Annotated in this window: 17 protein-coding genes and 2 pseudogenes; 11 read left to right on the top strand and 8 right to left on the bottom strand. The window is 73.4% G+C overall.

Annotated elements, in window-relative coordinates:
• Positions 1-24: 24 nt before the first annotated feature.
• From HEP85_RS30590 to HEP85_RS30560, 7 genes and pseudogenes are all read left to right on the top strand, one after another.
• Positions 25-1,100: pseudogene (locus HEP85_RS30590) on the top strand (polyketide synthase); the annotation flags it as partial.
• A 191-nt stretch (positions 1,101-1,291) separates the two neighbouring features.
• Positions 1,292-4,726 (top strand): annotated as a pseudogene (locus HEP85_RS30585) (4'-phosphopantetheinyl transferase superfamily protein); the annotation flags it as partial.
• A complete protein-coding gene (locus HEP85_RS30580) occupies positions 4,716-5,063 on the top strand; it encodes an acyl carrier protein (protein ID WP_168530770.1) in 348 nt (115 codons plus the stop codon). The pseudogene HEP85_RS30585 and the gene HEP85_RS30580, both read left to right, overlap by 11 nt.
• A gap of 2 nt (positions 5,064-5,065) precedes the next feature.
• Positions 5,066-5,869, top strand: a complete 804-nt coding sequence (locus HEP85_RS30575; protein ID WP_168530769.1) for an alpha/beta fold hydrolase — start codon at positions 5,066-5,068, stop codon at positions 5,867-5,869.
• Positions 5,870-7,162 carry a glycosyltransferase gene (locus HEP85_RS30570; protein ID WP_369657910.1) on the top strand — a complete coding sequence of 431 codons (1,293 nt, stop codon included), beginning with the start codon at positions 5,870-5,872 and terminating at the stop codon, positions 7,160-7,162. It begins immediately after the preceding gene.
• Complete coding sequence (locus HEP85_RS30565) at positions 7,159-8,964, top strand: ABC transporter ATP-binding protein (RefSeq protein WP_369657909.1); 1,806 nt, start codon at positions 7,159-7,161, stop codon at positions 8,962-8,964. The genes HEP85_RS30570 and HEP85_RS30565 overlap by 4 nt, the downstream gene beginning before the upstream one ends.
• Before the next feature lie 86 nt (positions 8,965-9,050).
• Positions 9,051-9,845, top strand: coding sequence for a polysaccharide deacetylase family protein (locus HEP85_RS30560; RefSeq protein ID WP_168530767.1), 795 nt, complete (start codon positions 9,051-9,053; stop codon positions 9,843-9,845).
• A gap of 50 nt (positions 9,846-9,895) precedes the next feature.
• On the opposite strand, the gene HEP85_RS30555 is transcribed toward HEP85_RS30560, so the two are convergent.
• The gene (locus HEP85_RS30555; RefSeq protein WP_168530766.1) at positions 9,896-10,903 is read right to left on the bottom strand and encodes a DUF2278 family protein; all 1,008 of its coding nucleotides are present in this window, start codon (positions 10,901-10,903) and stop codon (positions 9,896-9,898) included.
• A gap of 125 nt (positions 10,904-11,028) precedes the next feature.
• On the opposite strand from HEP85_RS30555, the gene HEP85_RS30550 reads away from it, so the two are divergent.
• Entirely contained in the window at positions 11,029-11,502 is a 474-nt protein-coding gene (locus HEP85_RS30550; protein ID WP_329291230.1) for an SRPBCC family protein, read from the top strand.
• A gap of 66 nt (positions 11,503-11,568) precedes the next feature.
• On the opposite strand, the gene HEP85_RS30545 is transcribed toward HEP85_RS30550, so the two are convergent.
• The 5 genes from HEP85_RS30545 to HEP85_RS30525 form a co-directional block, all read right to left on the bottom strand.
• Positions 11,569-12,720, bottom strand: coding sequence for an XdhC/CoxI family protein (locus tag HEP85_RS30545; protein ID WP_329291228.1), 1,152 nt, complete (start codon positions 12,718-12,720; stop codon positions 11,569-11,571).
• An 83-nt stretch (positions 12,721-12,803) separates the two neighbouring features.
• Positions 12,804-14,261 (bottom strand): NCS2 family permease, encoded by a 1,458-nt coding sequence (locus HEP85_RS30540; protein WP_168530764.1) that lies wholly within the window; start codon positions 14,259-14,261, stop codon positions 12,804-12,806.
• A 167-nt stretch (positions 14,262-14,428) separates the two neighbouring features.
• Positions 14,429-16,810 carry a xanthine dehydrogenase family protein molybdopterin-binding subunit gene (locus tag HEP85_RS30535; protein ID WP_168530763.1) on the bottom strand — a complete coding sequence of 794 codons (2,382 nt, stop codon included), beginning with the start codon at positions 16,808-16,810 and terminating at the stop codon, positions 14,429-14,431.
• A gap of 2 nt (positions 16,811-16,812) precedes the next feature.
• A complete protein-coding gene (locus HEP85_RS30530) occupies positions 16,813-17,385 on the bottom strand; it encodes a (2Fe-2S)-binding protein (RefSeq protein ID WP_168530762.1) in 573 nt (190 codons plus the stop codon).
• A complete protein-coding gene (locus HEP85_RS30525; RefSeq protein ID WP_168530761.1) occupies positions 17,385-18,272 on the bottom strand; it encodes a xanthine dehydrogenase family protein subunit M in 888 nt (295 codons plus the stop codon). Before HEP85_RS30525 ends, HEP85_RS30530 begins: the two co-directional genes overlap by 1 nt.
• Before the next feature lie 333 nt (positions 18,273-18,605).
• Here HEP85_RS30525 and HEP85_RS30520 point away from each other — a divergent pair, with 333 nt between their 5' ends.
• Positions 18,606-20,279 carry a PucR family transcriptional regulator ligand-binding domain-containing protein gene (locus tag HEP85_RS30520; protein ID WP_168530760.1) on the top strand — a complete coding sequence of 558 codons (1,674 nt, stop codon included), beginning with the start codon at positions 18,606-18,608 and terminating at the stop codon, positions 20,277-20,279.
• 149 nt (positions 20,280-20,428) lie between these two features.
• On the top strand, positions 20,429-21,202 hold the full coding sequence (locus HEP85_RS30515; RefSeq protein WP_168530759.1) for a hypothetical protein: 774 nt from the start codon (positions 20,429-20,431) through the stop codon (positions 21,200-21,202).
• A 96-nt stretch (positions 21,203-21,298) separates the two neighbouring features.
• Here the strand turns inward: HEP85_RS30515 and HEP85_RS30510 are convergent, their stop codons facing one another.
• Together HEP85_RS30510 and HEP85_RS30505 are read right to left on the bottom strand one after the other, a co-directional pair.
• Entirely contained in the window at positions 21,299-21,601 is a 303-nt protein-coding gene (locus HEP85_RS30510; protein ID WP_168530758.1) for a hypothetical protein, read from the bottom strand.
• A gap of 245 nt (positions 21,602-21,846) precedes the next feature.
• Positions 21,847-22,728: a GntR family transcriptional regulator gene (locus HEP85_RS30505; RefSeq protein WP_329291218.1), complete on the bottom strand. Its 882-nt coding sequence runs from the start codon at positions 22,726-22,728 to the stop codon at positions 21,847-21,849.
• A gap of 157 nt (positions 22,729-22,885) precedes the next feature.
• Between HEP85_RS30505 and HEP85_RS30500 the strand changes: the two genes are divergently transcribed.
• Entirely contained in the window at positions 22,886-23,764 is an 879-nt protein-coding gene (locus tag HEP85_RS30500) for a (2Fe-2S)-binding protein (RefSeq protein ID WP_168530756.1), read from the top strand.
• The last annotated feature ends 36 nt before the right edge of the window (positions 23,765-23,800 follow it).

The raw sequence follows: 23,800 nt of genomic DNA, 5'->3' as shown, positions 1-23,800 counted from the left end.
GCCGAACCCGTCGCGATCGTCGGCATGGCGGTGCTCTTCCCGGGCGCCCCCGACCTCGCCGCGTACTGGCGCAACCTGGTCTCCGGCGTCGACGCGATCACCGACGTGCCCCCGGGCCGCTGGGACACCGACGAGTACTACGCACCCGGCGCGGAACCCCGCGCGGACCGCGTCTACTGCCGGCGCGGCGGCTTCGTCGACGAACTGGCCGAGCTGGACGTCACCGAGTTCGGGATCATGCCGGCGGCGGTGCCCGCCACCGAGCCCGACCAGCTCATCGCGCTGCGGGTGGCCGCGCAGGCCCTCGCCGACGCGGGCGGCGCGGACCGGCTGCCCGCGGACCGGCACCGGGTCGGCGTGGTGCTCGGCCGCGGTGGCTATCTCACCCCCGGCCTGGTCCGGCTCGACCAGCGGGTCCGGACCGCGAGCCAGCTGGTACGGACCCTGGGCGAGCTGCTGCCCGACCTCGACGCGGCCCAACTGGAGTCGGTGCGGCAGGCGTTCACCGACCGGCTCGGTCCGGAGGCACCGGAGTCGTCGATCGGTCTCGTGCCCAATCTCGCCGCGTCCCGGCTGGCGGGCCGGCTCGATCTGCGCGGCCCCGCCTACACCGTGGACGCGGCGTGCGCCTCCTCGCTCATCGCCGTCGACCACGCGGTGCGCGAACTCGGCAGCGGGCGCTGCGACGTGATGCTGGCCGGCGGGGTGCACCACTGCCACGACATCACCTTCTGGAGCGTGTTCAGCCAGCTCGGCGCGCTCTCCCCGAGCGAGCGCATCCGGCCCTTCCACAAGGACGCGGACGGGGTGCTGATCGGGGAGGGCACCGGGGTGGTCGTCCTCAAGCGGCTCGCCGACGCCGAGCGCGACGGCGACCGGGTCTACGCGGTGATCACCGGCACCGGCGTGGCCTCCGACGGACGGACCACCAGTCTGATGGCGCCCGACTCGGGCGGCCAGGTCCGCGCGGTCCGCCAGGCCTGGGAGGCCGCCGGGCTCGACCCGGCGGCACCCGGCTCGATCGGTCTCCTGGAGGCGCACGGCACCGCCACCCCGGCTTAAGCGACGGCACCGAACTCGCCACCCTCGCCGAGGTGTTCGGCCCGCCCCCGGGCGAGCGGGCCGACCGGGGACCGGCCGGAGAGCCGGCCGTCCCGGGGGCGGGCGGCGAGGGGCGTTCCCTGCCGGGCCCCCGGCCGGGGGCCCCGAAGGGGCTCCCCACGGGACTTCCGCAGCTTCCCCCGACGGCCCCCTCGACCGCCCCGCCGGCGGCTCGTCCGCGGGGCCGTCCGCCGTCATCGGCTCGGTGAAGTCGATGATCGGGCACACCATGCCCGCCGCGGGGATCGCCGGGCTGATCAAGGCCGCACTCGCCGTCCACCACGGGGTGCTGCCGCCGACCCTGCACTGCGACGAACCGCATCCGGCCCTGGCCCGCACCCGGTTCGCCCCCATCGGCGCCGCCCGCCCCTGGCACACCGACGAGCGGCAACCGGTACGCCGGGCCGCCGTCAACGCCTTCGGCTTCGGCGGCATCAACGCGCACGTGGTGCTCGAACAGGCGGCGCCCCGAAAACCGGTCACGGCCTGCGAGGTCCGCGAGCCGGAACGGGTGCTGCGGCTGACCGCCCGGACACCCGCGGCGATGGCCGCGCTCCTCGACCGCTCCGACTCCGCGCTGCTCGCCAGGGGCCTCGACGAACGGACCACCGCGCCCGCCGCCGATCCGGTGCGTCTCGCCGTGGTCGGGCCCACCGCGAAACGACTGGCGCTGGCCCGCAAGGCGGTCGCCAAGGGAAAGGGCTGGCGGGGCCGCAACGACGTGTGGTTCGTGCCGAGGCCGCTGCTCGGGCCGGGCGGCGGCGGGCTCGCGTTCGTCTTCCCCGGTCTGGAGGCCGAGTTCGCGCCCAACTCCGGTGACGTGGCAGCCCACTTCGGGCTCGCGTGGTCCACGTCCGTCACCGACGCGACCGTGGGGCACGTGGGCCGGCAGGGCACCGGTGTCTTCGAGCTCGGGCGGCTCCTGGACGCGGCGCTGCGCCGGCTCGGCGTGGTACCGGACGCCCTCGCCGGGCACAGCCTCGGCGAGTGGACGGCGATGGCCGTCGCCGGGATCCATCCGCCCGACGAGGTCGACGCCTTCCTCGCCGACTTCGACCCGGACGCGCTGAGCGTGCCCGGACTGGCGTTCGCCGCGATCGGCGCCCCCGCCGGTCAGGTGCTGGCGGAACTGGCCGGCCGTACGGACGTGGTCCTCTCGCACGACAACGCCCCCAACCAGTCGATGATCTGCGGCCCCGAGCCCGCCGTCGCCGCACTCGTCGGCGTGTTCCGCTCGCGGGCGGTGGTCTCGCGGATCCTGCCGTTCCGCTCCGGGTTCCACACCCCGATGCTGGAGCCCTACCTCGGCCCGATCAGAAAGGCGTCCGAGGCCTACACCCTGCGCCCGGCCACGCTGCCGCTGTGGTCGGCGACGACGGTCGCCCCGTACCCGGACGAACCGGCCTCGATCCGTGAGCTGTTCGTCCGCCACCTGCTGGAGCCGGTCCGCTTCCGGCCGTTGGTGGACGCCATGTACGCGGCGGGCTTCCGCGCCTTCGTCCAGCTCGGCGCCGGGCAGCTCGGCTCCCTCATCGGCGACACCCTGCACGGCCGTGACCACCTGGTGGTCCCCGCGCACTCCCCGCACCGCTCGGGCCTGCCCCAACTGCACCGTGTGGCCAGCGCGTTGTGGGCCGAAGGGGCGGGCCCGGACCTCGCCCCGCTGCTCGGCGGCCCGCCGAAGAGCGCCCCCGCCACCGCCCGCTCCGGTCGCCGGGCGGCCCGGCCGGTCCGGCTCGACCTCGGCGGTGCGAACGTCTCCCTGGACGCGGCGACCCGCGACCGGCTGGCCGCCGAACTGGCCCCGCACCGCACCCCGGCCGCGGCGCCCGCGCACCTCGGTGTCCTGAACGGACAGGGGCCGCTCGGGGCCGAGTTGTCGGCGCTGCTGCGGGACACGACGGCGTTCGCCTCGGACGTGGTGGCGGCGGGCCGCACGGCACGCCGCGGGTCCTCGCCCGCCGCCCGGGACACCGGCGCACCGGCCCCTCGCACGACCGCCCCGCTCCCGGGGCCCCGGCCGCTCGAAGCGACCCTGCGCGTCTCCGTCGACACCATGCCGTACCTCCTCGACCACTGCTTCTTCAGACAGCCCGCCCAGGCCGACCCCGCCGACAGATGGCCGGTGGTCCCCGGCACCACCGTGATCGCCCACCTCATGGAGCACGCCGAGCGGGCCGCCCCCGGCCGCCGTGCCGTCGCCGTCCGAGACGTACGGCTGCACCAGTGGGTCACGGCCGTCCCGGCGGTCGACATCCCCGTACGGATCGTGCCCGAGGGCCCGGACCGGGTGACCGCCTCGCTCGGCCCCTACGCCCAGGCCGGCGTCGAACTCGCCTCGGAATACGGGACGTTCCCTCCCGCCCGGCCCTGGACCTTTCCCGCGGCCGAGGAGGAGAGTCCCGAACTCACCGCCGCGGAGCTCTACACGCGCCGCTGGATGTTCCACGGTCCCCTCTTCCAGGGTCTGAGCGAACTGACCGCGGTCGGCGACCGGCACGTACGCGGAGTGCTCGTCACACCGCCCGCGCCCGGTGCCCTGCTGGACAACGTGGGACAGCTCCTCGGCTACTGGATCATGTCCCGGCTGCCGGTGCGCACCACGGTGTTCCCGGTGGGCATGAAGGAGATCCGCTTCCACGGCCCGCATCCCGCACCCGGCGAACGGCTGGAGTGCCTGATCCGGATCACGTCCGTCACCGACAGCGCCCTCGAAGCCGATATGCAACTGGTCCGTCAAGGCAGGGTGTGGGCCGAGTTCAGCGGCTGGCAGGACCGCCGTTTCGACAGCAACCCGTGGATCCGCGCGGTCGACCGGGAGCCCGAGCGGTACACGCTGTCGCGGATGCAGCCCGGCGGCTGGGCCCTGCTCCACGAGGAGTGGCCCGACCTGGCCACCCGCGAGCTGATCATGCGGAACATCCTGGCGGGCGAGGAACGCGAGCAGTACGCGGCGCACGCACCGCGCGGCCGCCGGCAGTGGCTGCTCGGCAGGATCGCCGTCAAGGACGCCGTGCGTCACCTGCTGTGGGACCGTGGCACCGGCCCCGTCTACCCCGCCGAGATAAGGGTGGGCAACGAGCCGACCGGCCGCCCCCGCGTGACCGGCGGCTACGGCAGGACACTGCCGGCGCTGCACGTCTCGATCGCCCACCGGGGGACGACCGCCGTGGCGATGGCCAGGACGGACGGGCCCTGCGGGATCGACATCGAGGAAGTGACCGACCGCCCCGCCGCCACCCTCGCCGTCGCCCTCACCACCCGCGAGCGCGAACTGCTCGGGGCACTCGTCCAGCAGACCCCGGCCCGCCCCGGACACGAGAACGAGGACAGGACCGAGCGCGAGCCCGGGGTCGACGCCGGGGCCGAGCGGCTCTGGTTCACCCGCTTCTGGGCCGCCAAGGAGGCCGTCGCGAAGGCACGCGGCACCGGACTGGGCGGCGAGCCCAAACGGTTCGAGGTCACCGCGGCGGACGCCACCCTTCTGACCGTCCGCGCCGCGGGCGAGGACCACCGCGTGCGGTACCGCGCGCTGACCGCCCCCCAGCCGTCCGCGGGTCCCGGCACGGAGTACGTCGTGGCCTGGACGGCCGTCAACGACCAGGAGAGCGAAGATGACCACTGAACTCGAAGGCCCCCGCGCGGACACACGGCCGGCACGGAGCCCGTCGCCGGACACGGCGACCGTCCTCGCGGACATCACGGCCATCCTGCGCGTCGTGCTGGAGGAGTACGGGCTCGACGACTTCGAGATCACCATGGAGACGTCCTTCCACGACGACCTGGAACTGGAGAGCATCGACCTCGTCACCCTCTCCGCCCAACTGCGCGAGTTCTACGGCGAGCGCGTCAACTTCGCCGCCTTCGTCGCCGACCGCGGGCTGGAGGAGATCATCGAGCTGACCGTCGGCGATCTCGTCGGCCATGTGGTGGACACGCTCGCCGTCGTGGAGGTGCGCTGACCGTGGCGACGCTCCGGGTGAACGGCATCGACGTCCACGTCCAGCGGCTGGGGCACGACCCCGACGTCCCGCGTCCGGTCGTGGTGCTCATCCACGGCCTGCTCATCGACAGCCTCGCCAGCTACTACTTCAGCCTCGCGCCGCGGCTCGCCGAGGAGGGCATGGACGTCGTCATGTACGACCTGCGCGGGCACGGCAGGACGTCCCGGCCGCCGACCGGCTACCGGATGGAGGACTTCGTCCGCGACCTCGACGAACTGCTGGACGCGCTGGCGGTCGAGGGGCCGGTACGGCTGGTCGGCAACTCCTTCGGCGGCGCCGTCGCCTACGCCATGGCCGCCGCGCACCCCGGACGGGTCGCCGGTGTCGTCGCGATCGAGGCCGAGCCTCCGGCCCGCGCCTGGGCGGAGAACATGTACGAGGGACTCGTCGGGGAGCAGGGCGGCCAGGTCGTCCAGGAGGTCACCGAGTGGTTGCGGGAGAACCCGGGCGAGCGCAACGCCCGGCCGTTCCGGGCGGCGGGCAGGGTACTCGACGAGACCGCGCTCGCCCGGGAGATCCCGCTGAGCGGTCTCCTCGACGAGGACCTGTCCGCGATCCGCTGCCCGGTCCTCGCCGTCTTCGGCGGCGCGTCCAAGCTCAGCGCGCAGACCGGCATGCTGGAGGCCTCGCTCGCCGACTGCCGTACGGTCGTGCTGCCCGACCGCGGCCACTCGGTGCTCGTGGAGGCCACCGAGGAGACGTACGTCCTCGTACGTGACTGGCTGCTGCGCCCGGAGGCGCACGCGCTGCGGGAGGCCCGCTAGATGGGCAGGTTCCTGTTCGTGGTGCCGCCGCTGGTCGGGCACGTGAACCCGGCCGTCGGCACCGCGGCGGCGCTCGCGGCCCGCGGCCACGACGTCGCCTGGGCGGGCCATCCGGACCTGGTCCGGAGCCTCGCGGGGTCCGACGCCGTCGTCCACCCGTGCGCGCTCCCCGGCGACGTGCCGCCCCGGCCCGCCGACCTGAAGGGACCGGCCGCCTTCCGTTTCCTCTGGGAGAGCTTCCTCGTCCCGCTGGCCGATGCCATGGCCCCCGGGGTGCGTACGGCGATCGGGGCGTACGACCCGGACGTCGTCGTCTGCGACCAGCAGGCGGTGGCGGGCGCGCTGGTCGCCGAGTCGCTCGGGCGGACCTGGGTGACGTCGGCCACCACCTCCGCCGAACTGGTCGACCCGCTGGCCGCCATGCCCAAGGTGGCCGCCTGGGTCGACGAGTTGCTCGCGGGGCTGCGCGGCAGGGTCGGCGGCGACGCGGGCGGGGCGGATCCGCGGTTCTCACCGCACGGTGTGCTCGCGTACACCACCCGCGCGCTGCTCGGTCCGGCCGAACTCCCCGAGCAGGTCCGGCTGGTGGGCCCCTCCGTCACCGCCCGGCCGGCCGGCGGCGACGACTTCCCCTGGGAATGGCTGGACGACTCGGCGCTGCCCACCGTCCTGGTCAGTCTCGGCACCGCCAACAACGACGCCGGCGCCCGCTTCCTGAACGCGGCCGCACAGGCGCTGGGCGCGATGGCCGACCGGGTGCGGGCCGTCCTCGTCGATCCCGGCGGGCTCGTCGGGGGTCGGCTCCCCGAACACCTCCTCGTACGCCCGCACGTCCCTCAACTCGCCCTGCTGGAAAGGCTCGACGCCGTCGTCTGTCACGCCGGGCACAACACCGTGTGCGAGGCGCTGTGGCACGGCGTCCCGCTGGTCGTGGCGCCGATCCGGGACGACCAGCCGATCGTGGCCGGCCAGGTCGTGGACGCGGGTGCCGGGGTGCGGCTGCGGTTCGGCCGCGCGGACGCCGCGAGGATCGGCGCCGCCGTCGACGCCGTGCTCGATCCGGCGCGGGGCCACCGCAAGGCCGCCGAGGCCGTCGGGGAGTCCTTCCGGGCGGCGGGCGGCAGCGCATCCGCCGCCGACCACCTCGAAGCGGTGGCCGCCGGTTCCGCCGGGGCTGCCGGTTCCGCCGGTTCCGCCGGGGCTGCCGGAGCCACCGGGACCACGGAGACCGCCGCAAGCATCGGCGGCGACGACAGCCACGACTGCCACGACGGTGAGGTGCGCGTCTCGTGACCGCCGAGAACCGGCCCGCCACTCCCCCGGGCTCGCTGTCCGCCCTCGTCCGCTACGCGGGACCGCACTGGCGCGTGCTGCTGTTCTCCCTGTTCCTCACCCTGCTGGCCGGCGTGTCGGGGCTGGCGCAGCCGAAGTTCGCGCAGACGATCCTGGACCGGCTGGACGACGGCGGCGACGTCGCCGCGCCGGTCGCGCTGCTCGCCGCCCTCCTGGTCGCGGGCGCCCTGCTCACCGGCCTCAACGCCTGGCTCCAGCAGCGCACTTCGGAGCGGGTGGTCCGGCAGGTGCGGCGCGGTCTCGTGCACCGGCTGATCCGGCTGCGGGTCTCCGAGCTGGACCGGCGGGCGCCGGGCGACCTCATCGCCCGCGTCACCTCCGACAGCACCCTGCTCAAGAGCGCCGCCACCGAGGGCCTGATCATGACGGTCAACGGCGTACTGACCTTCGCCGGGGCGCTGTTCATGATGGCGACGCTCGATGTGCGCCTGCTCGGTGTGACCCTGCTGGTACTGACCCTGGTCGCGGTCGTGATCACCGTCGTACTGCCCCGGATCAAGGCCGCCGTGGCCCGCTCCCAGGCGTCCGTCGGCGCGGTCGGGGCCGTCCTCGACCGTACCCTCGGCGCGGCCCGCACGGTCAAGGCGAACGGCGCCGAGGGCCGCGAGACGCGCGCCGCCGAGGACGCGGTCGAGGAGACGTACGCGGCCGGGCTGGCCGGCGCCCGCTACGGCGCCCTCGTCGCCATGGTCGGCGGCGCCGCCATCCAGACGGCGTTCCTGGTCGTCCTGGGCGTGGGCGGCACCTTCGTCGCGAACGGCACGATGTCGGTCTCCGAACTGATCGCCTTCCTGCTGTACGTGTTCTTCCTGGCGAGCCCGGTCTCGCAACTGGTCGGCGGGGCCGCCCAGCTCCAGCAGGGACTGGGCGCGGTGGGCAGGATCCAGGAGGCGTACGGGCTGCCGGCCGAGGACGACATCGAGGCGCCGCCCGGCTCCGTCCCCGACCACGCCGTCGCGCCCGCCGTCGAACTGAGCGGCGTCGAGTTCGCCTACCCGGGCCGCGCGCCCGCCCTGCGCGGTGTCGGCTTCACCGTCCCCGCCGGCACCCGGACCGCGCTCGTCGGTCTGTCGGGCGCCGGCAAGACCACTCTCTTCTCGCTCCTCCAGCGCTTCTACGAACCGACCGCGGGCACCATCAGGATCGGCGGCGAGGACATCTCCACGCTGGCGCGCGCGGAGGTGCGGCGCCGGATCGCGTACGTCGAGCAGGACTCCCCCGTGCTGGCCGGCACGCTCCGCGAGAACCTGGTGTACGCGGCGCCCTCGGCGACCCCGCGGCAGCTGGCGGAGGTGCTGGCCCTGACCCGTCTCGACGCTCTGGTCGCGCGCCTGCCCCAGGGTCTGGAGACGCCGGTCGGCCCGCGCGGGGTGACCCTGTCGGGCGGTGAGCGCCAGCGTCTCGCCATCGCCCGTGCCCTGCTGCGCCGTCCTCAGGTGCTGCTGCTCGACGAGGCGACGGCCCAGCTCGACGCCCGCAACGAACAGGCCCTGGGCGAGCTCGTCGCGCGCGCCGCGGGCCGGTGCACGGTGCTGCTGATCGCCCACCGGCTGTCCACGGTCACCGACGCGGACCAGATCGTGGTCCTGGAACACGGCGAGGTCCGCGCCGTGGGGACTCACGACTCGCTGGTCGACGACGACACGCTCTACCGCGAACTGGCCGCCACCCAGCTGCTCGCGGCCGAGCCCCCGGCGCGTCCGCCGGCCGGTCCGGTCGGCGCGGCGTCAGCCGGTACGTAGGCCGGCACATCGGCGGCGAGCGCCCCGCGACGAGTACACCCACCCCGCTATAAACGGGGTGTATACACCCTCTATATAGTCGCGGCATGCCTTTTCTGACCAGGAAGACGAAGAGATCGCGCCCCGGGTTCCGTTCGGCGGCCGCCTTTGTGACAGCCGCCGCACTCGCCCTGCCGCTGGCGGGGTGCACCACCGTCCACACCACGGCCCCGGCGGCCGCCCGCGCGCAGACCGTGTCCGACGGCAAGGCGGCCGGACGGTTCGGGACCGTGGACTGCCGCGAGGCCAAGTGCATCGCGCTGACCTTCGACGCCGGGCCGAGCGAGCACTCGGCCAAGCTGCTGGACATCCTCAAGGAGAAGAAGGTCCCGGCCACCTTCTTCCTCCTCGGAAAGCGGCACATCGAGAAGTATCCGGAGCTGGTCCGGCGGATGGCGGCCGAGGGGCACGAGGTCGCCAGCCACACCTGGGACCACAAGATCCTGACCCGGATCGAGCCCGACGAGATACGCGCGGAGCTGGAACGGCCGAACGACGCGATAGAGAAGCTCACCGGGCGCCGGCCCACGCTCATGCGGCCGCCGCAGGGGCGGACCGACGACACCGTGCAGAAGATCTGCCGGGAGATGGGCCTCTCCGAGGTGCTGTGGAGCGTGACCGCCAAGGACTACAAGACGTACGACCCCAAGGTCATACAGGAGCGCGTCCTGAAGCAGTCGAGCCGGGACGGGATCATCCTGCTGCACGACCTCTACCCGGGCACCGTGCCCGCGGTGCCCGGGATCATCGACGCGCTCAAGGAGCGGGGGTACGTGTTCGTGACCGTGCCCCAGCTGCTGGCGCCCGGGAAGCCGAAGCCCGGCACGGTCTACCGGCCCTGACGCAATCCCGGTTCGGCCCGTACCGAACGGGACGGGAACCGGAGCGGCGGTCAGAAGACGACGGTCCATCCCTCGCGCCCGGCCTGCTGGGCCGTGTACGAGACACCGTGGACCTTGAGGCCCTGCGCGTCGAGCAGGGTGATCCGGCCGCCCTGGTTGCCCAGCTGGACGCCGTCCGTGAGCGGGACCACCAGACACGCGCCGGGGGCGAGCGAGCCGGGTGGCACCGCGCAGCCGTGGTCGAGCCGGTCGGCGAGGCGCCAGCCGGTGAGGTCCAGCGGATCGGCCGAGGCGTTGAGGAGCGTGACGGTCTCGGACTCGGGGGCCGGGCCCCGCGGGTTGACCAGGGCCGCCAGGATGCGCGCCGGCCGGCCGTCCGGATCGGGGCGGGAGCCGTCCACGGGGAGGGTGTGCCCGGTGATGTCGTCGGTGTGCCAGGCCTGGCTCTGGAAGGCGAGGAAGATGCCGACCCACCGGGACCGTGCCGGGAAGTGGAGGAGCAGGCCACCGTCCTGCCAGACACCGTCGTCGCCCTGGAAGCGCCCGCTGTTGCCCTGGTTCATATGGATGTCGTGGACGCCGTTCCCGGGCAGGAAGCCGAAGACCTTGTCGCGGACGGCGGGCTCGGGCCCGAAGCGCTCGCCGAACACGTACGTCCGGGCGGCCGGATCGGCCACCGCGCGCTGGACGTAGTGGTCGAGCAGATCGGCCAGGTCGTTGTCGGGGCCCTGCGCGTCCGGGGGCAGCGAACGCATCGCCGCCGGGTCGAAGAGGTTGCCGCGCACGAAGTCCAGGTTCGGGCCGCCCGGCCCCGGCGGCAGTGTGTTCCAGCCGGACGCCAGGCCCTCCAGGTGTGCCGTGAGGGGGTGCTGGAGGTCGTCGGCGACCAGGTAGAGCAGCTCGGAGGGCTCCTCCTGGGACCGTACGTTGACCGCTGCCCGGTAGTGCGTCCCCTGATCGTCCGTCAGGTGGATCTGGTAGTGCGGGGTGTCGGTGGAGCCCTCACGCCGGACGTCGACCGCCCGGGTGATCAGTACGCCGTAGGCCTTCAGTGGCATGTCGGTCAACTCCCCCTGCAGGCGGTGCGGTTGGCCGTGCTATGGGGGAATGGTAGGACCGTGGCGTGCCCTTTCGTCCGGCTGCGCGAGAATTCGTCCGGCGTTCGGCCGCCTACGATCGCCCCGTGGTCCTCTTCCTGCTGGAACGCGTGTCCCCGACTCCGCCCGCCGAGACCTGGCGGCGCCTCACCGAGTGGCCCCGGCACGCGGACGTCGTGCCGATGACCCGGGTCACCGTGGTCACCCCGCCGCCGACGCGCGAGGGCACGGTGTTCGTCGCCCGGTCGGGGGTGTGGCCGGTGGCGTTCGACGACCCGATGGAGGTCGTGACGTGGCAGCCGCCCCGGGAAGAGGACGTGGGCCGGTGCCGGCTGGTCAAGCACGGCACGTTCGTCACGGGCTGGGCCGAGATCGAGGTGCGTCCGGCGGCGGACGGGGGCTCGCGGGTGCTGTGGCGGGAGGATCTGCGGGTGCGAGGGCTGCCCGGGATCTGCGACCGGCCGCTGGCATGGGCGGGCCGGTGGATGTTCGGGCGGGCGGTGGACGGGCTGTTGCGCGAGCCCGTCCCGCGGCGGCCCCCGGGGCCGGCGTCGCCGTGACCGCCGCCTCCGTGACCGCCCTCTCCGTGGCCGCCGTCGCCGGGACCGCCCGCGTCACCGGCCCGGTCAGGCGACCGACCCGATCCGGCGGCCCGGAACGGGCGTCGCGTCGTGGTGGATCGGCGTGTGCGCCCCGGTGAGGGAGACACCGCTGCCGCCGCGCCGGCCGGCCACGATCTCCGAGGCGATGGACAGGGCCGTCTCCTCGGGGGTGCGGGCGCCCAGGTCGAGGCCGATGGGAGACCGGAGGCGGGCGAGCTCCAGCTCCGTGACGCCGACCTCGCGCAGCCGCTGGTTGCGGTCCAGATGCGTCCGCCGGGACCCCATCGCGCCGACGTACGCGACCGGCAGGCGCAGCGCGAGCCGGAGCAGGGGTACGTCGAACTTGGCGTCGTGGGTGAGGACGCACAGGACGGTCCGCGCGTCGACCTGGGCGCGCTCCAGGTAGCGGTGCGGCCATTCCACGACGATCTCGTCGGCGTCGGGGAAGCGGCCGGCGGTCGCGAAGACCGGGCGGGCGTCGCAGACCGTCACGTGGTAGCCGAGGAACTTGCCGATGCGGACCAGTGCCGACGCGAAGTCGATCGCGCCGAAGACGATCATGCGGGGCGGTGGTACCGAGGACTCCACCAGAACCGTGAGCGGTGCTCCGCAACGAGAGCCCTGCTCACCGATCTCCAGGGTCCCGGTGCGGCCCGCGTCCAGGAAGGCCCCCGCCTCGCCGACCACGGTCCGGTCGAGTTCCGGGTGGGCGCCGAGACCGCCCTCGTACGAGCCGTCGGGGCGGACGAGCAGCGCGCGCCCCACCAGTTCCGCGGGACCGCTGACGATGCGCGCGAGGGCCGCGGCTTCTCCCTTCACGGCGGCGTCCAGGGCGGCTGCCACCACCTCCCGGGCCCGGCCGCCCGCCCGTACCGGGGTGACGAGGATGTCGATCACGCCGCCGCACGTCAGACCGACGGCGAAGGCGTCCTCGTCGCTGTAGCCGAAGCGCTCCAGGACGCTCTCCCCGTCCTCGAGCGCCTGCCGGCACAGTTCGTAGACCGCGCCCTCCACACAGCCGCCGGACACCGAGCCGATCGCCGTGCCGTCGGTGTCGACGGCGAGCGCCGCGCCGGGCTGACGGGGTGCGCTGCCGCCGACGGCCACCACGGTGGCGACGGCGAAGTCGCGTCCCTGCCCGGCCCACCGGTACAGCTCCTCGGCGATGTCCAGCATGTCTCGGTCTCCTTCGGCAGCGGTTGCGGGGAGGGCCTCACGGCGGGCGGGCGGCGGGCGGGCGGCGGGCGCCTGGTGGACGCCTAGTGGACGCCCATCCAGCTCTCGATGGGGTGGAGGGCGTAGAAGACGAGGAAGATCACCGTCAGGCCCCACATGAACGCCCCGATCTCCCGGACCTTGCCCTGGGCGACCTTGATGGCGACGTACGAGAGGACTCCGGCCGCGACGCCCGCGGTGATGGAGTAGGTGAACGGCATGATCACGACGGTGAGGAAGACCGGGATCGCCGTGGCACGGTCGGCCCAGTCGACGTGCCGGGCGTTCATCATCATCATGGCGCCGATGACGACCAGGGCCGCCGCCGCGACCTCGCCGGGGACGATCGCCGTCAGCGGGGTGAAGAAGAGGCAGGCGGCGAAGAACAGGCCGGTGACGACGGAGGAGAGGCCGGTGCGGGCACCCTCGCCGACCCCCGTCGCGGACTCGACGAACACCGTCTGGCCGGAGGCGCCGGCGACCCCGCCGACCGCTCCGCCCGCGCCGTCGATGAACAGCGCCTTGGACAGGCCCGGCATCCGGCCCTGCGCGTCGGCCAGTCCGGCCTCCGTGCCGACGCCGATGATGGTGGCCATCGCGTCGAAGAACCCGGCGAGGACGAGGGTGAAGACGATCATGCCGACCGTCATCGCGCCCACGTCGCCCCAGCCGCCGAACTCGACCTCGCCGAAGAGCGAGAAGTCCGGCATTGAGACGGCGCTGCCGTGCAGTTCGGGGGCGCCGCTCGCCCACTGCCCGGGAGCGATGACGCCGAGGGTGTTGAGGACCACGGCCAGCACGGTGCCGCCGACGATGCCGATCAGGATCGCGCCGGGGACGCCGCGCGCCTGGAGCATGAAGATGGCGAGCAGGGTCACCGCGAAGAGCAGCACCGGCCAGCCGGCGAGTTCACCGGTCGCCCCGAGGGTGACGGGGGTGGCCTTGCCCTGGTGCACGAAGCCGGCCTTGTAGAAGCCGATCAGCGCGACGAACAGGCCGATGCCCATGGTGATGGCGTGCTTCAGCGCCAGCGGTATCGCGTTCATGATCATCTCACGCAGGCCGGTGACGACGAGCAGCATGATGACCACGCCGTACATCACGCACATGCCCATGGCCTGCGGCCAGGTCATCTGCGGGGCGACCTGGGAGGAGAGCACTCCGGAGACGGAGAGTCCGGCCGCGAGGGCGAGCGGCACCTTGCCGACGAAGCCCATCAGGAGCGTGCTGAAGGCCGCGGCGAACGCGGTCGCGGTGATCAGCGCCTGCTGGCCGAGCGTGTTCCCGGCCGCGTCCTTGCCGGACAGGATCAGGGGGTTGAGGAGGAGGATGTACGCCATCGCCATGAAGGTGGTGACCCCGCCGCGCACCTCGCGCGCGACGGTCGATCCCCGCAGGGTGATGTGGAAGTAACGGTCGAGCCAGGACCGTCCGGCCGGGACGCGGGTACCCGCACCCGCGTCGTCGGTGACGGTCCTGGGCTCCACTGACTGGTGGGTCATGGTGCCAACTCCCAAGGTTCACAGGGGCACCCGCATCAGCCGCCGGTGGCGACTGAGGTCAACCGCCGTTGCGGCTGCGGGATTTGGGAAGGTGCACGACCCGGGGGACGGCCCGAGACGAACGGAGGGATGGCGGGAGGGAACAAGTCCCGCCCGGCCCTCGGGGGTTACTTGCCGGTGAGGTGCTCGGGCCGTACCGGCGTCCGGTTGAGCTCCAGCCCCGTCGCGTTCCGGATCGCCGCGAGGACGGCCGGGGTCGACGACAGGGTGGGGGCCTCGCCGATGCCACGGAGCCCGTACGGGGCGTGGTCGTCGGCGAGTTCGAGCACGTCGACCGGGATGGTCGGCGTGTCGAGGATCGTGGGGATCAGGTAGTCCGTGAAGGAGGGGTTGCGCACCTTCGCGGTGACGGGGTCGACGATGATCTCCTCCATCACCGCGATGCCGAGGCCCTGGGTGGTGCCGCCCTGGATCTGGCCGACCACCGACAGCGGGTTGAGCGCCTTGCCGACGTCCTGGGCGCAGGCCAGTTCGATGACCTTGACCAGGCCGAGTTCGGTGTCGACCTCGACGACGGCGCGGTGCGCGGCGAACGAGTACTGGACGTGGCCGAAGCCCTGCCCGGTGCGCAGGTCGAAGGGTTCCGTAGGACGGTGCCGCCACTCGGCCTCGACCTCGACGGCCTCGTCCTCCAGCACGTCCGCCAGATCGGCGAGCACCTCGCCCGCGTCGGTGACGACCTTGCCGCCCTCCAGCAGCAGTTCCGCCGTCGCCCACGCGGGGTGGTACGTGCCGAACTTGCGGCGGCCCCTCTCCAGGACCTTCTCGCGCACCAGCTCGCAGGAGTTCCTGACGGCGCCGCCGGTGACGTACGTCTGACGCGACGCGGACGTCGAACCGGCGCTGCCCACCTGGGTGTCGGCGGGGTGGATGGTCACCTGCGCGACGCCGAGCTCGGTGCGGGCGATCTGCGCGTGCACGGTGACGCCGCCCTGGCCGACCTCCGCCATCGCGGTGTGCACGGTCGCGACCGGCTCGCCGCCCACCACCTCCATGCGGACCCTGGCGGTCGAGTAGTCGTCGAAGCCCTCGGAGAAGCCGACGTTCTTGATGCCGACGGCGTAGCCGACACCGCGCACGACGCCCTCGCCGTGCGTGGTGTTGGACAGGCCGCCCGGCAGCTGCCGTACGTCGGCCCCCTCGGAGCTCTCCCACTGGCGCTCCGGCGGCAGCGGCATCGCCTTGACGCGGCGCAGCAGTTCGGCGACCGGGGCCGGCGAGTCGACGGGCTGTCCGGTCGGCAGCAGGGTGCCCTGCTCCATCGCGTTGAGCTGCCGGAAGGCAACCCGGTCCATACCGACGGCGTCCGCGAGCCTGTCCATCTGGGCCTCGTACGCGAAGCACGCCTGGACCGCGCCGAAGCCGCGCATCGCCCCGCAGGGCGGGTTGTTGGTGTAGAGCGCGATGGCCTCGATGTCGACGTCCTCGACGACGTACGGGCCGACGCTCAGTGAGGAGGCGTTGCCGACGACCGCCGGGGAGGCGGACGCGTAGGCGCCGCCGTCCAGCACGATACGGGCCTTCATGTGGGTGAGCTTGCCGTCCTTGGTCGCCCCGTGCTCGTAGTACAGCTTCGCGGGGTGGCGGTGGACGTGTCCGAAGAAGGACTCGAAGCGGTTGTAGACGATCTTGACGGGCTTGCCGGTGCGCAGCGCCAGCAGGCAGGCGTGGATCTGCATCGACAGGTCCTCGCGGCCGCCGAAGGCGCCGCCGACGCCGGAGAGCGTCATCCGGACCTTGTCCTCGGGCAGGCCGAGGACGGGGGCGATCTGCTTGAGGTCCGAGTGCAGCCACTGGGTGGCGATGTACAGCTCGACGCCACCGTCCTCGCAGGGCACGGCGAGACCGGACTCGGGGCCGAGGAAGGCCTGGTCCTGCATGCCGAAGGTGTATTCGCCCTTGACGACGAAGTCGGCCTTCTTCGCGGCCTCTTCGACGTTGCCGCGGACGATCGGCTGGCGGTGCACGATGTTCGGGTGGGGGACGTGGCCGATGTGGTGGTCGTCGCGGCCCTCGTGGACGAGGATCGCGTCGGGCGCGGTCGCGGACGCCTCGTCCGTGATGACCGGCAGCTCCCGGTACTCCACCCTGATCTTGGCCGCGGCGCGGCGCGCGGTCTCCGGGTGGTCGGCGGCGACGATCGCGACGGGCTCGCCGTGGTGGCGGACCTTGCCGTGCGCGAGGACCGGGGTGTCCTGGATCTCCAGGCCGTAGGTCTTCACCGCGGTGGGCAGGTCGTCGTAGGTCAGGACCGCGTAGACGCCGGGCTGTGCGAGGGCCTCGGCGGTGTCGATGGACACGATCTCGGCGTGGGCGACGGTGGAGCGCAGGATCTGGCCCCAGAGCATGTCCTCGTGCCACATGTCGGACGAGTACGCGAACTCGCCGGTCACCTTGAGGGTGCCGTCCGGGCGGAGCGTGGACTCTCCGATGCCGCCCCTGGACTCGGTGCCCTGGGTGATCTTGGTGGGTGTGCCGGTGGTTCCCATGGTCAGACCGCCTCGGACTGCCGGGCGGCCGCGAGGCGGACCGCGTCCATGATCTTCTCGTAGCCGGTGCAGCGGCAGAGGTTCCCGGAGAGCGCCTCGCGGATGTCCGCGTCGGTCGGGCTCGGGTTGCGCTCCAGCATCTCGTCCGCGGCGACCAGCAGACCCGGGGTGCAGAAACCGCACTGGACGGCGCCGGCGTCGATGAACGCCTGCTGGATCGGGGAGAGTTCGGTGCCCTCGCCGGTCTGCGAGTCATGGCCCTTGGCGCCCCACCGCCTGGCCTCGTCCAGCGACGTGCCGCACGAGCCGGTCCCGCACGAACGCTGCTGGGCGTACTCCGCGAGCCCCTCGACGGTGACGACCTCGCGGCCTTCGGCCTGACCGGCGGCGACCAGGCACGAACACACCGGCACGCCGTCCAGGCGGACGGTGCACGAACCGCATTCGCCCTGCTCGCAGGCGTTCTTGGAGCCGGGCAGGCCCATCCGCTCCCGCAGCACGTACAGCAGGGACTCGCCCTCCCACACGTCGTCGGCTTCCTGCGGACGGCCGTTGACCGTGAAATTGACGCGCATTACGCGACTCCCTCCGTGGCGGCGGTGCCGCGGTACGACTCCCAGGTCCAGGTGAGGGTGCGGCGCGCCATCACGCCGACCGCGTGGCGGCGGTAGCTCGCCGTGCCCCGGACGTCGTCGATCGGGTTGCAGGCGGCGGAGCACAGGTCCGCGAACTGCTTGGCGACCGACGGGGTGATGATCCTGCCGTTGTCCCAGAACCCGCCCTCCTCGAGCGCCGCGTTCAGGAACTCCTCGGCGACCTTGGCGCGGACCGGGGTCGGCGCGGCGGAGCCGATGCCGGTGCGCACCGTGCGGGTCGCGGGGTGCAGGGCCAGGCCGAAGGCGCACACCGCGATCACCATCGCGTTGCGGGTGCCGACCTTGGAGTACTGCTGCGGGCCGTCGGCCTTCTTGACGTGGACGGCCCTGATCAGCTCGTCGGGGGCGAGCGCGTTGCGCTTCACGCCGGTGTAGAACGCGTCGATCGGGATCAGCCGGGTACCGCGTACCGACTCGGCCTCGACCTCGGCGCCCGCCGCGAGCAGGGCCGGGTGGGCGTCACCGGCCGGGGACGCGGTGCCGAGGTTTCCGCCGACGCCGCCGCGGTTGCGGATCTGCGGGGAGGCGACGGTGTGGGAGGCCAGGGCCAGGCCGGGCAGCTCGCCGCGGAGGTTCTCCATGATCTGGGTGTACGGGACGGAGGCGCCCAGCCGCACGCTCTCCTCGCCGACCTCCCACTCGCTCAGCTCACCGACGCGGTTCAGGTCGAGGAGGTACTCGGGCCGGCGGTGGTCGAAGTTGATCTCGACCATCACATCGGTGCCCCCCGCAATCGGCACAGCGGTGGGGTGCTCGGCCTTCGCGGCGAGCGCCTCCTCCCAGCTGGCGGGGCGAAGGAAGTCCATGAGTGGCTCTCTTCTTCTTCGTCGAAGGTCGTATCGATCAAGCCAGATCGTGTGCGGCGGCCCCGGCTCGTTCATGAGTTGTTCACGCGGATCGAGGTCAGTACACAGCGCCGTCCTCCACCGGGGTCAGTCACCGAAACCATGAAGGAGTTGGCTGGCCAGGGCACTCATCTTGTAGATTCATATGAACGGGAGGCGTCAGTAACCTCTCCGGTTTCCCAGTGAAACACCCAGCACATGCCTGGACCTGGGAATACGGCCCACGGGCGCGTCCGCCCGGTGCCCACCTTCAGTTCCATCGTAGATTTCGAGACAAGAACGGCGGCGACGAGAATGCGGCTGCGCGCACTGCTGGACACCGACGCGCTGGGCCTGCGGCTGCTCGGCGGCGAGGGCGAGCTCGACCGCACCGTACGCGGTGTGATGACCACCGACCTCAAGGACCCCAGCCGCTACCTCTCGGGCGGCGAACTGGTCCTCACCGGTCTCGCCTGGCGGCACGGCGCCGCGGACTCCGAGTCCTTCGTGCACATCCTCGCGGCCGCCGGGGTCACGGCCCTCGCCGCGGGCGAGGCGGAGCTCCGCGACATCCCCGACGACCTGGTCCTGGCCTGCGCCCGGCACCGGATGCCGCTGTTCGCGGTGAACGAGTCGGTGGCCTTCGCGACCATCACCGAGCACGTCGTACGGCAGGTCTCCGGCGAGCGCGCCGGGGACCTGGCCGCCGTGGTGGACCGGCACCGGCGGATGATGACGTCCGGCCCGGCGGGCGGCGGCCCCGACGTGGTCCTCGACCTGCTCGGCTCCGATCTGGACCTGCGCGCCTGGGTGCTGTCGCCCACCGGACGCCCCGTCGCGGGCTCCAAGCTCGCCGGGGCCGCGCTGCCCGCCGACGTCTGCGCGCGGCTGGCCGCCGAGCACCTCGCGGCCGTACGCACCGGACGGCGCGGGCCGCACCGGGTCATGGTGGGCACGAAGGCGTACTCCCTCTTCCCGGTCCGCTCGTCCGGGCGCCCCACGGCCGCGGGGCGCGACGTGCGCGAGACGGTGCTCTCCGACTGGCTGCTCGCGGTCGAGGCGGACGCCGGGGACTGGCCCGCGGAACGGCTCGACCTGCTCCAGGGTGTCACCCAGCTGATCGCCGTCGAACGCGACCGCCGGGACGCCGCGCGCACGGTACGGCGGCGTCTCGCGCAGGAGGTCCTCGAACTGGTGCAGTCCGGGGCCGCGCCCGCCGAGATCGCGGCCCGGCTGCGGGTCGCCGCGCCGGTGCTGCTGCCCGGACTCGGGGCGGCCCCGCACTGGCAGGTGGTGGTGGCCCGCGTCGAGTGGGACGGCGGCGAGATGGACGCCGGACCGGTCGCGCAGGCGCTCCTGGAGGAGATGCTCGTCGACCCGCTGGCGACCGGCCCCGAGCACGCGGACCGCATCGCCGTCGCCCACACGGACGGCGAGGCGATCGCGCTCGTCCCCCTTCCGGCGGTCTCCTCGGAACACGACGGCTCGGAGACCGGGCTGCTCGCCGACTCGCTCCTGGCGGCCGTCCGCGATCCGCTGTCGGCGGGCCTGAACGACGACGGGCGGCTCACCCTCGGCGTCAGCGCCGCGGTGCACTCGGCGGAGGGCCTGCGCGGCGCCCTGGAGGAGGCCCGGCACGCGCGCCGGGTCGCCGCCGCACGCCCCGGCCGGGTCTGCGCGGCCGGACACCAGGAACTGGCCTCCCACGTCCTGCTGCTGCCCTTCGTACCGGACGACGTGCGCCGGGCCTTCACCGCACGGCTCCTCGACCCGCTGCGCGACTACGACCGCCGCCACCGCGCCGAACTGATCCCCACCCTGGAGGCCTTCCTCGACTGCGACGGCTCCTGGACGCGCTGCGCCGCCCGTCTCCACCTGCACGTCAACACACTGCGCTACCGGGTGGGGCGTATCGAGCAGTTGACGAGCAGGGACCTCTCCCGCCTCGAGGACAAGCTCGATTTCTTCCTGGCCCTGCGCATGAGTTGAGGTCACGGGGCGGTGAGGGGCGTGCCACCAAGTGGCGCCCCTGTCGCACGACTTTGTGAAATCCTTCACCCAGCCCCTTGGCCGGGTGCCTTGATCCGTGCTGAGATGCCACCACTCAACAGCTCAATGGCGTGCTCGGGGAGGGCAACGTGGCGCATACCGCCATGTCTGGTTCCGGAACGAACGCAGGGGACGATCCACTCCAGACCGCGGTATGGCGGCTGCGCTCGCGCGCCTGCTGGGTCGACGCGGCCGCACTGATCCAGCCCCTGACGGCTGACGCGTCGCTGCAGAGGGCGTCGCTCCTCGTCGAGCGGTGCCTGTACACCGAGCAGGGCTGGGCGGAGGCGGAGGACGCGCTCCGCACGGCGGAGGCGGTGGCCCGCAGCGACGACGAGCGGGGCGCCGCGGCCTGCGAGCGCGGACAACTCGCCTACGCGGCCACCCTGCTCGGGGTACGCGACCGGGCGGACGAGGCACGGGCCGCACTCGGCCGGGCCGCCGCCCTGATCGCGCCCGGGGCGCCGGGCCGCGCGCTCCTGGACTTCCGGCGCGGGCTGCTCGCCGAGAACCTCGCGCAGTCCCCGCAGGCCGCCCGCGCCGCCTACCGCCGCGCCCACGCGGGCGCCTCCGCCCTGGGCGACCCGCTGCTGCTGTCCTTCACCTGGCGGCATCTGGCCGGACTCGCCCTGCGGGAGGGCGAGTTGGCGGAGGCCCGGCACGGGTTCGGGGAATCCCTCAGGATCCGCGAGGAGTTGGGCTATCTGGTGGGGACGGCTCCGGCGCTGGCGTCCCTCGCGGACGCCGAGACCGAGCCGGAGGCGACCCGGCTACGAGCGGAGGCGGGACGGCTGTTCCGGCTCCTCGGGGGCGTACCGACCTGGCTGGCACGGCAGTTGAGTCCGCCCGCCGCGACCGCCTGACACGGCCGGAGGGCGCGGCCGCTCCCCGCGCCCGTCCGAGGCCGTGGGACGCCGTGGGACGCCGTGGGACGCCGTGGGACGCCATCGGCGTCCCGGCTAGCCGCTCTGGACCTTCGACAGCAGATCGCGGGCGAACGTCTGGACGGTGGTGCGGAGTTCGGGGTCGTGGGCCACGTAGACGACCGCGGCCACGACCACGAGAAGGAACAGGAGGCCACTCAGGCGGCCACCCCGGACGCCCCTGACGGAGCCGTGGGACACGGGGCGGTACGGACGCGGCGCGCCCGTGTGGCGGGCGTGCGCCGTGTGGTGCGGGTCGCGGTGGTGCCGTACGTGGTGGTGATGGATCCGCTGAGCCTGCTGGGCCTGTCGCGTCGCCTGCCAGGACGGGTCGGGCATCGGTGTCTCCCCCGGTTTCGGTCGGCTCGCGCCGTATACCCGTGGGCACGCGGACCGGCCCGTCCGGGTTCCCGCCGACACGGCCCGCGACCGGGCCCGTACGAAGCCGTTACGTCCAGGCCGGGAACGCCACATACCGGCCGGCCCGGGTCACCGTCCGTACGAGCCGGTACACCTGGAACGCCCTTCCGGGCCGGTGCACCTGGACACGTGGGCACCCGGCGCCGCGCGGACCGCAACACGCCCTAGGCGCCCGCGAAGTGCTCCCGCACGAGGGACTGCACGACCGGCAGGTCCTGGACGATCAGGGCTTCCAGGAGGGCGGTGTGCTCGGCGGCGTCGGCCACCAGGTCGGCGCGGCCGCGGGAGACGGGACCGCCGACCAGCGGCCACTGCGCGCGGCGGTGCAGGTCCTCGGCGATCTGTACGAGCTGGTCGTTGCCCGCGAGGGCGAGGACGGCGCGGTGGAAGGCGCGGTCGCTCTCGGCGTAGGTGGCGCGGCAACCGGTGGACGCGGCCCGCACCGTGGCCTCGGCGAGCGGACGCAGTTCGGCCCAGCGCGCGGCCGCCACCGTGCGCGCGAGACGCAGCATCACCGGGACCTCGATGAGCGCGCGGATCTCGGCGAGTTCGGCCAGCTCGCGCGTCCCGCGCCTGACGACCCGGAAACCCCTGTTCGGCACGACCTCGACGGCGCCCTCCAGGGCCAGCTGCTGCATCGCCTCCCGTACCGGAGTGGCGGACACGCCGAACCGCTCGCCGAGCGCGGGCGCCGAGTACACCTCGCCGGGGACGAGCTCTCCCCCGACGAGCGCGGTGCGCAGGGCGGCGAGGACCTGCCCACGGACCGAGGCGCGCTGGACCACCGGGCGCGCGGCCTCCGCGCGGGGCGGCGGGTTCTCCACGGGAGGGCACGGGAGGGGCACCTCACTGTGCGTGTGCTCACCGCGGGCCGCGGCACCGACCGTGGACGCGCCCGCGGCGACGTCCCGCTCCCGGTCCCTCTCGCCCTCCCGGCGCCGTTCCGGCACCCGTGACTGGGCGGGCACCCGGACGGCCGCCGTACGCATGTCCGGGGCACCGCGCCCGGTGGAGCCGTGCATGCCCAGCGAACCGGCCTGCTCCACGGGGGCCTCCTCCGGGCTTGGTGGTACTTGGGAGTCAATGCGGCGGTTGTTACCCGTCCGTCAAGCACCTTAGGCGCACACGGCCGCAGTTCAAACATCCGGAATTACGGGTAAGGTAAGCCTAACCTGTCAACGATCGTGAAGCGGTGGTCACCGGATGTCCGCTCCCGCCCTGGCCGCGGGCGCCACGGCCCGCCCCGGCACCCGCCCGGCACCCTCGGCCGTCACGGATGCCTACACCCGGCTGACCGAGGTCCTCCCCGCCCTGAGCGTCACGGAGCTGGACCCGGGCGAGGCGGCCCCCGAGGACATCGGCTGGGCCGGCGCGGACCGGCTCGCGGCGGGCGGGGCGGAGCTCGACGCCTTCCTCGCCTGGGACGAGGCGCAGATCGTCCGGGACCACGGGCGGCGAGCACGCCCGGACGTCGTCGCCACGTTCGGACTGCACCGGTACGCCTGGCCGGCCTGCCTCCTGATCACCGTCCCGTGGTTCCTGGATCGCCGCGTACCCCGCTTCCCTGTGGAGCACGTCACATTCCAGCGCACCCTCGGCCGGATGGCCGTGCGGACCGGCGAGTTCGCCTGCCTGCCGGGCGACCCCGCGGCCACCCTCCCCGGCGCCCGCGTCGTACCGGACGAGGAGGCCCTGCGGGCCGAGGTGCGGGCCGCGGTGGCCGAGCACCTGGAGCCGGTCCTGGGCGGCTTCGGCCCCCGCATGCGACGCCGCGGCCGCGCCCTGTGGGGCATGGCCACCGACGAGATCGTCGAGGGCCTCTGGTACGTCGCCGGTCTCCTCGGCGAGGAGGAACGCGCGCTGCGCGAACTGGAGCTCCTGCTGCCGGGGACGACCCGGCCCTACGTCGGGTCCGCCGCGTTCCGTGAGCTGGCCGGCCCGGACGGCGGAACCCTGACCACCCGCGACCGCGCGAGCTGCTGCCTCTTCTACACACTGCGCCCCGAGGACGCCTGCCCCACCTGCCCGCGCGTCTGCGACGCCGAGCGCGTCGCCAAGTCGACGGCCGGCCTCTCCAGTTGAGACGCCCCGCGGCAGGGGCCGGGTTCCGGGTGCTCT

This window comes from Streptomyces sp. RPA4-2 (assembly GCF_012273515.2).
Classification (GTDB): Bacteria; Actinomycetota; Actinomycetes; order Streptomycetales; family Streptomycetaceae; genus Streptomyces; species Streptomyces kaempferi.
This window is presented reverse-complemented; position numbering and strand designations above follow the sequence as displayed.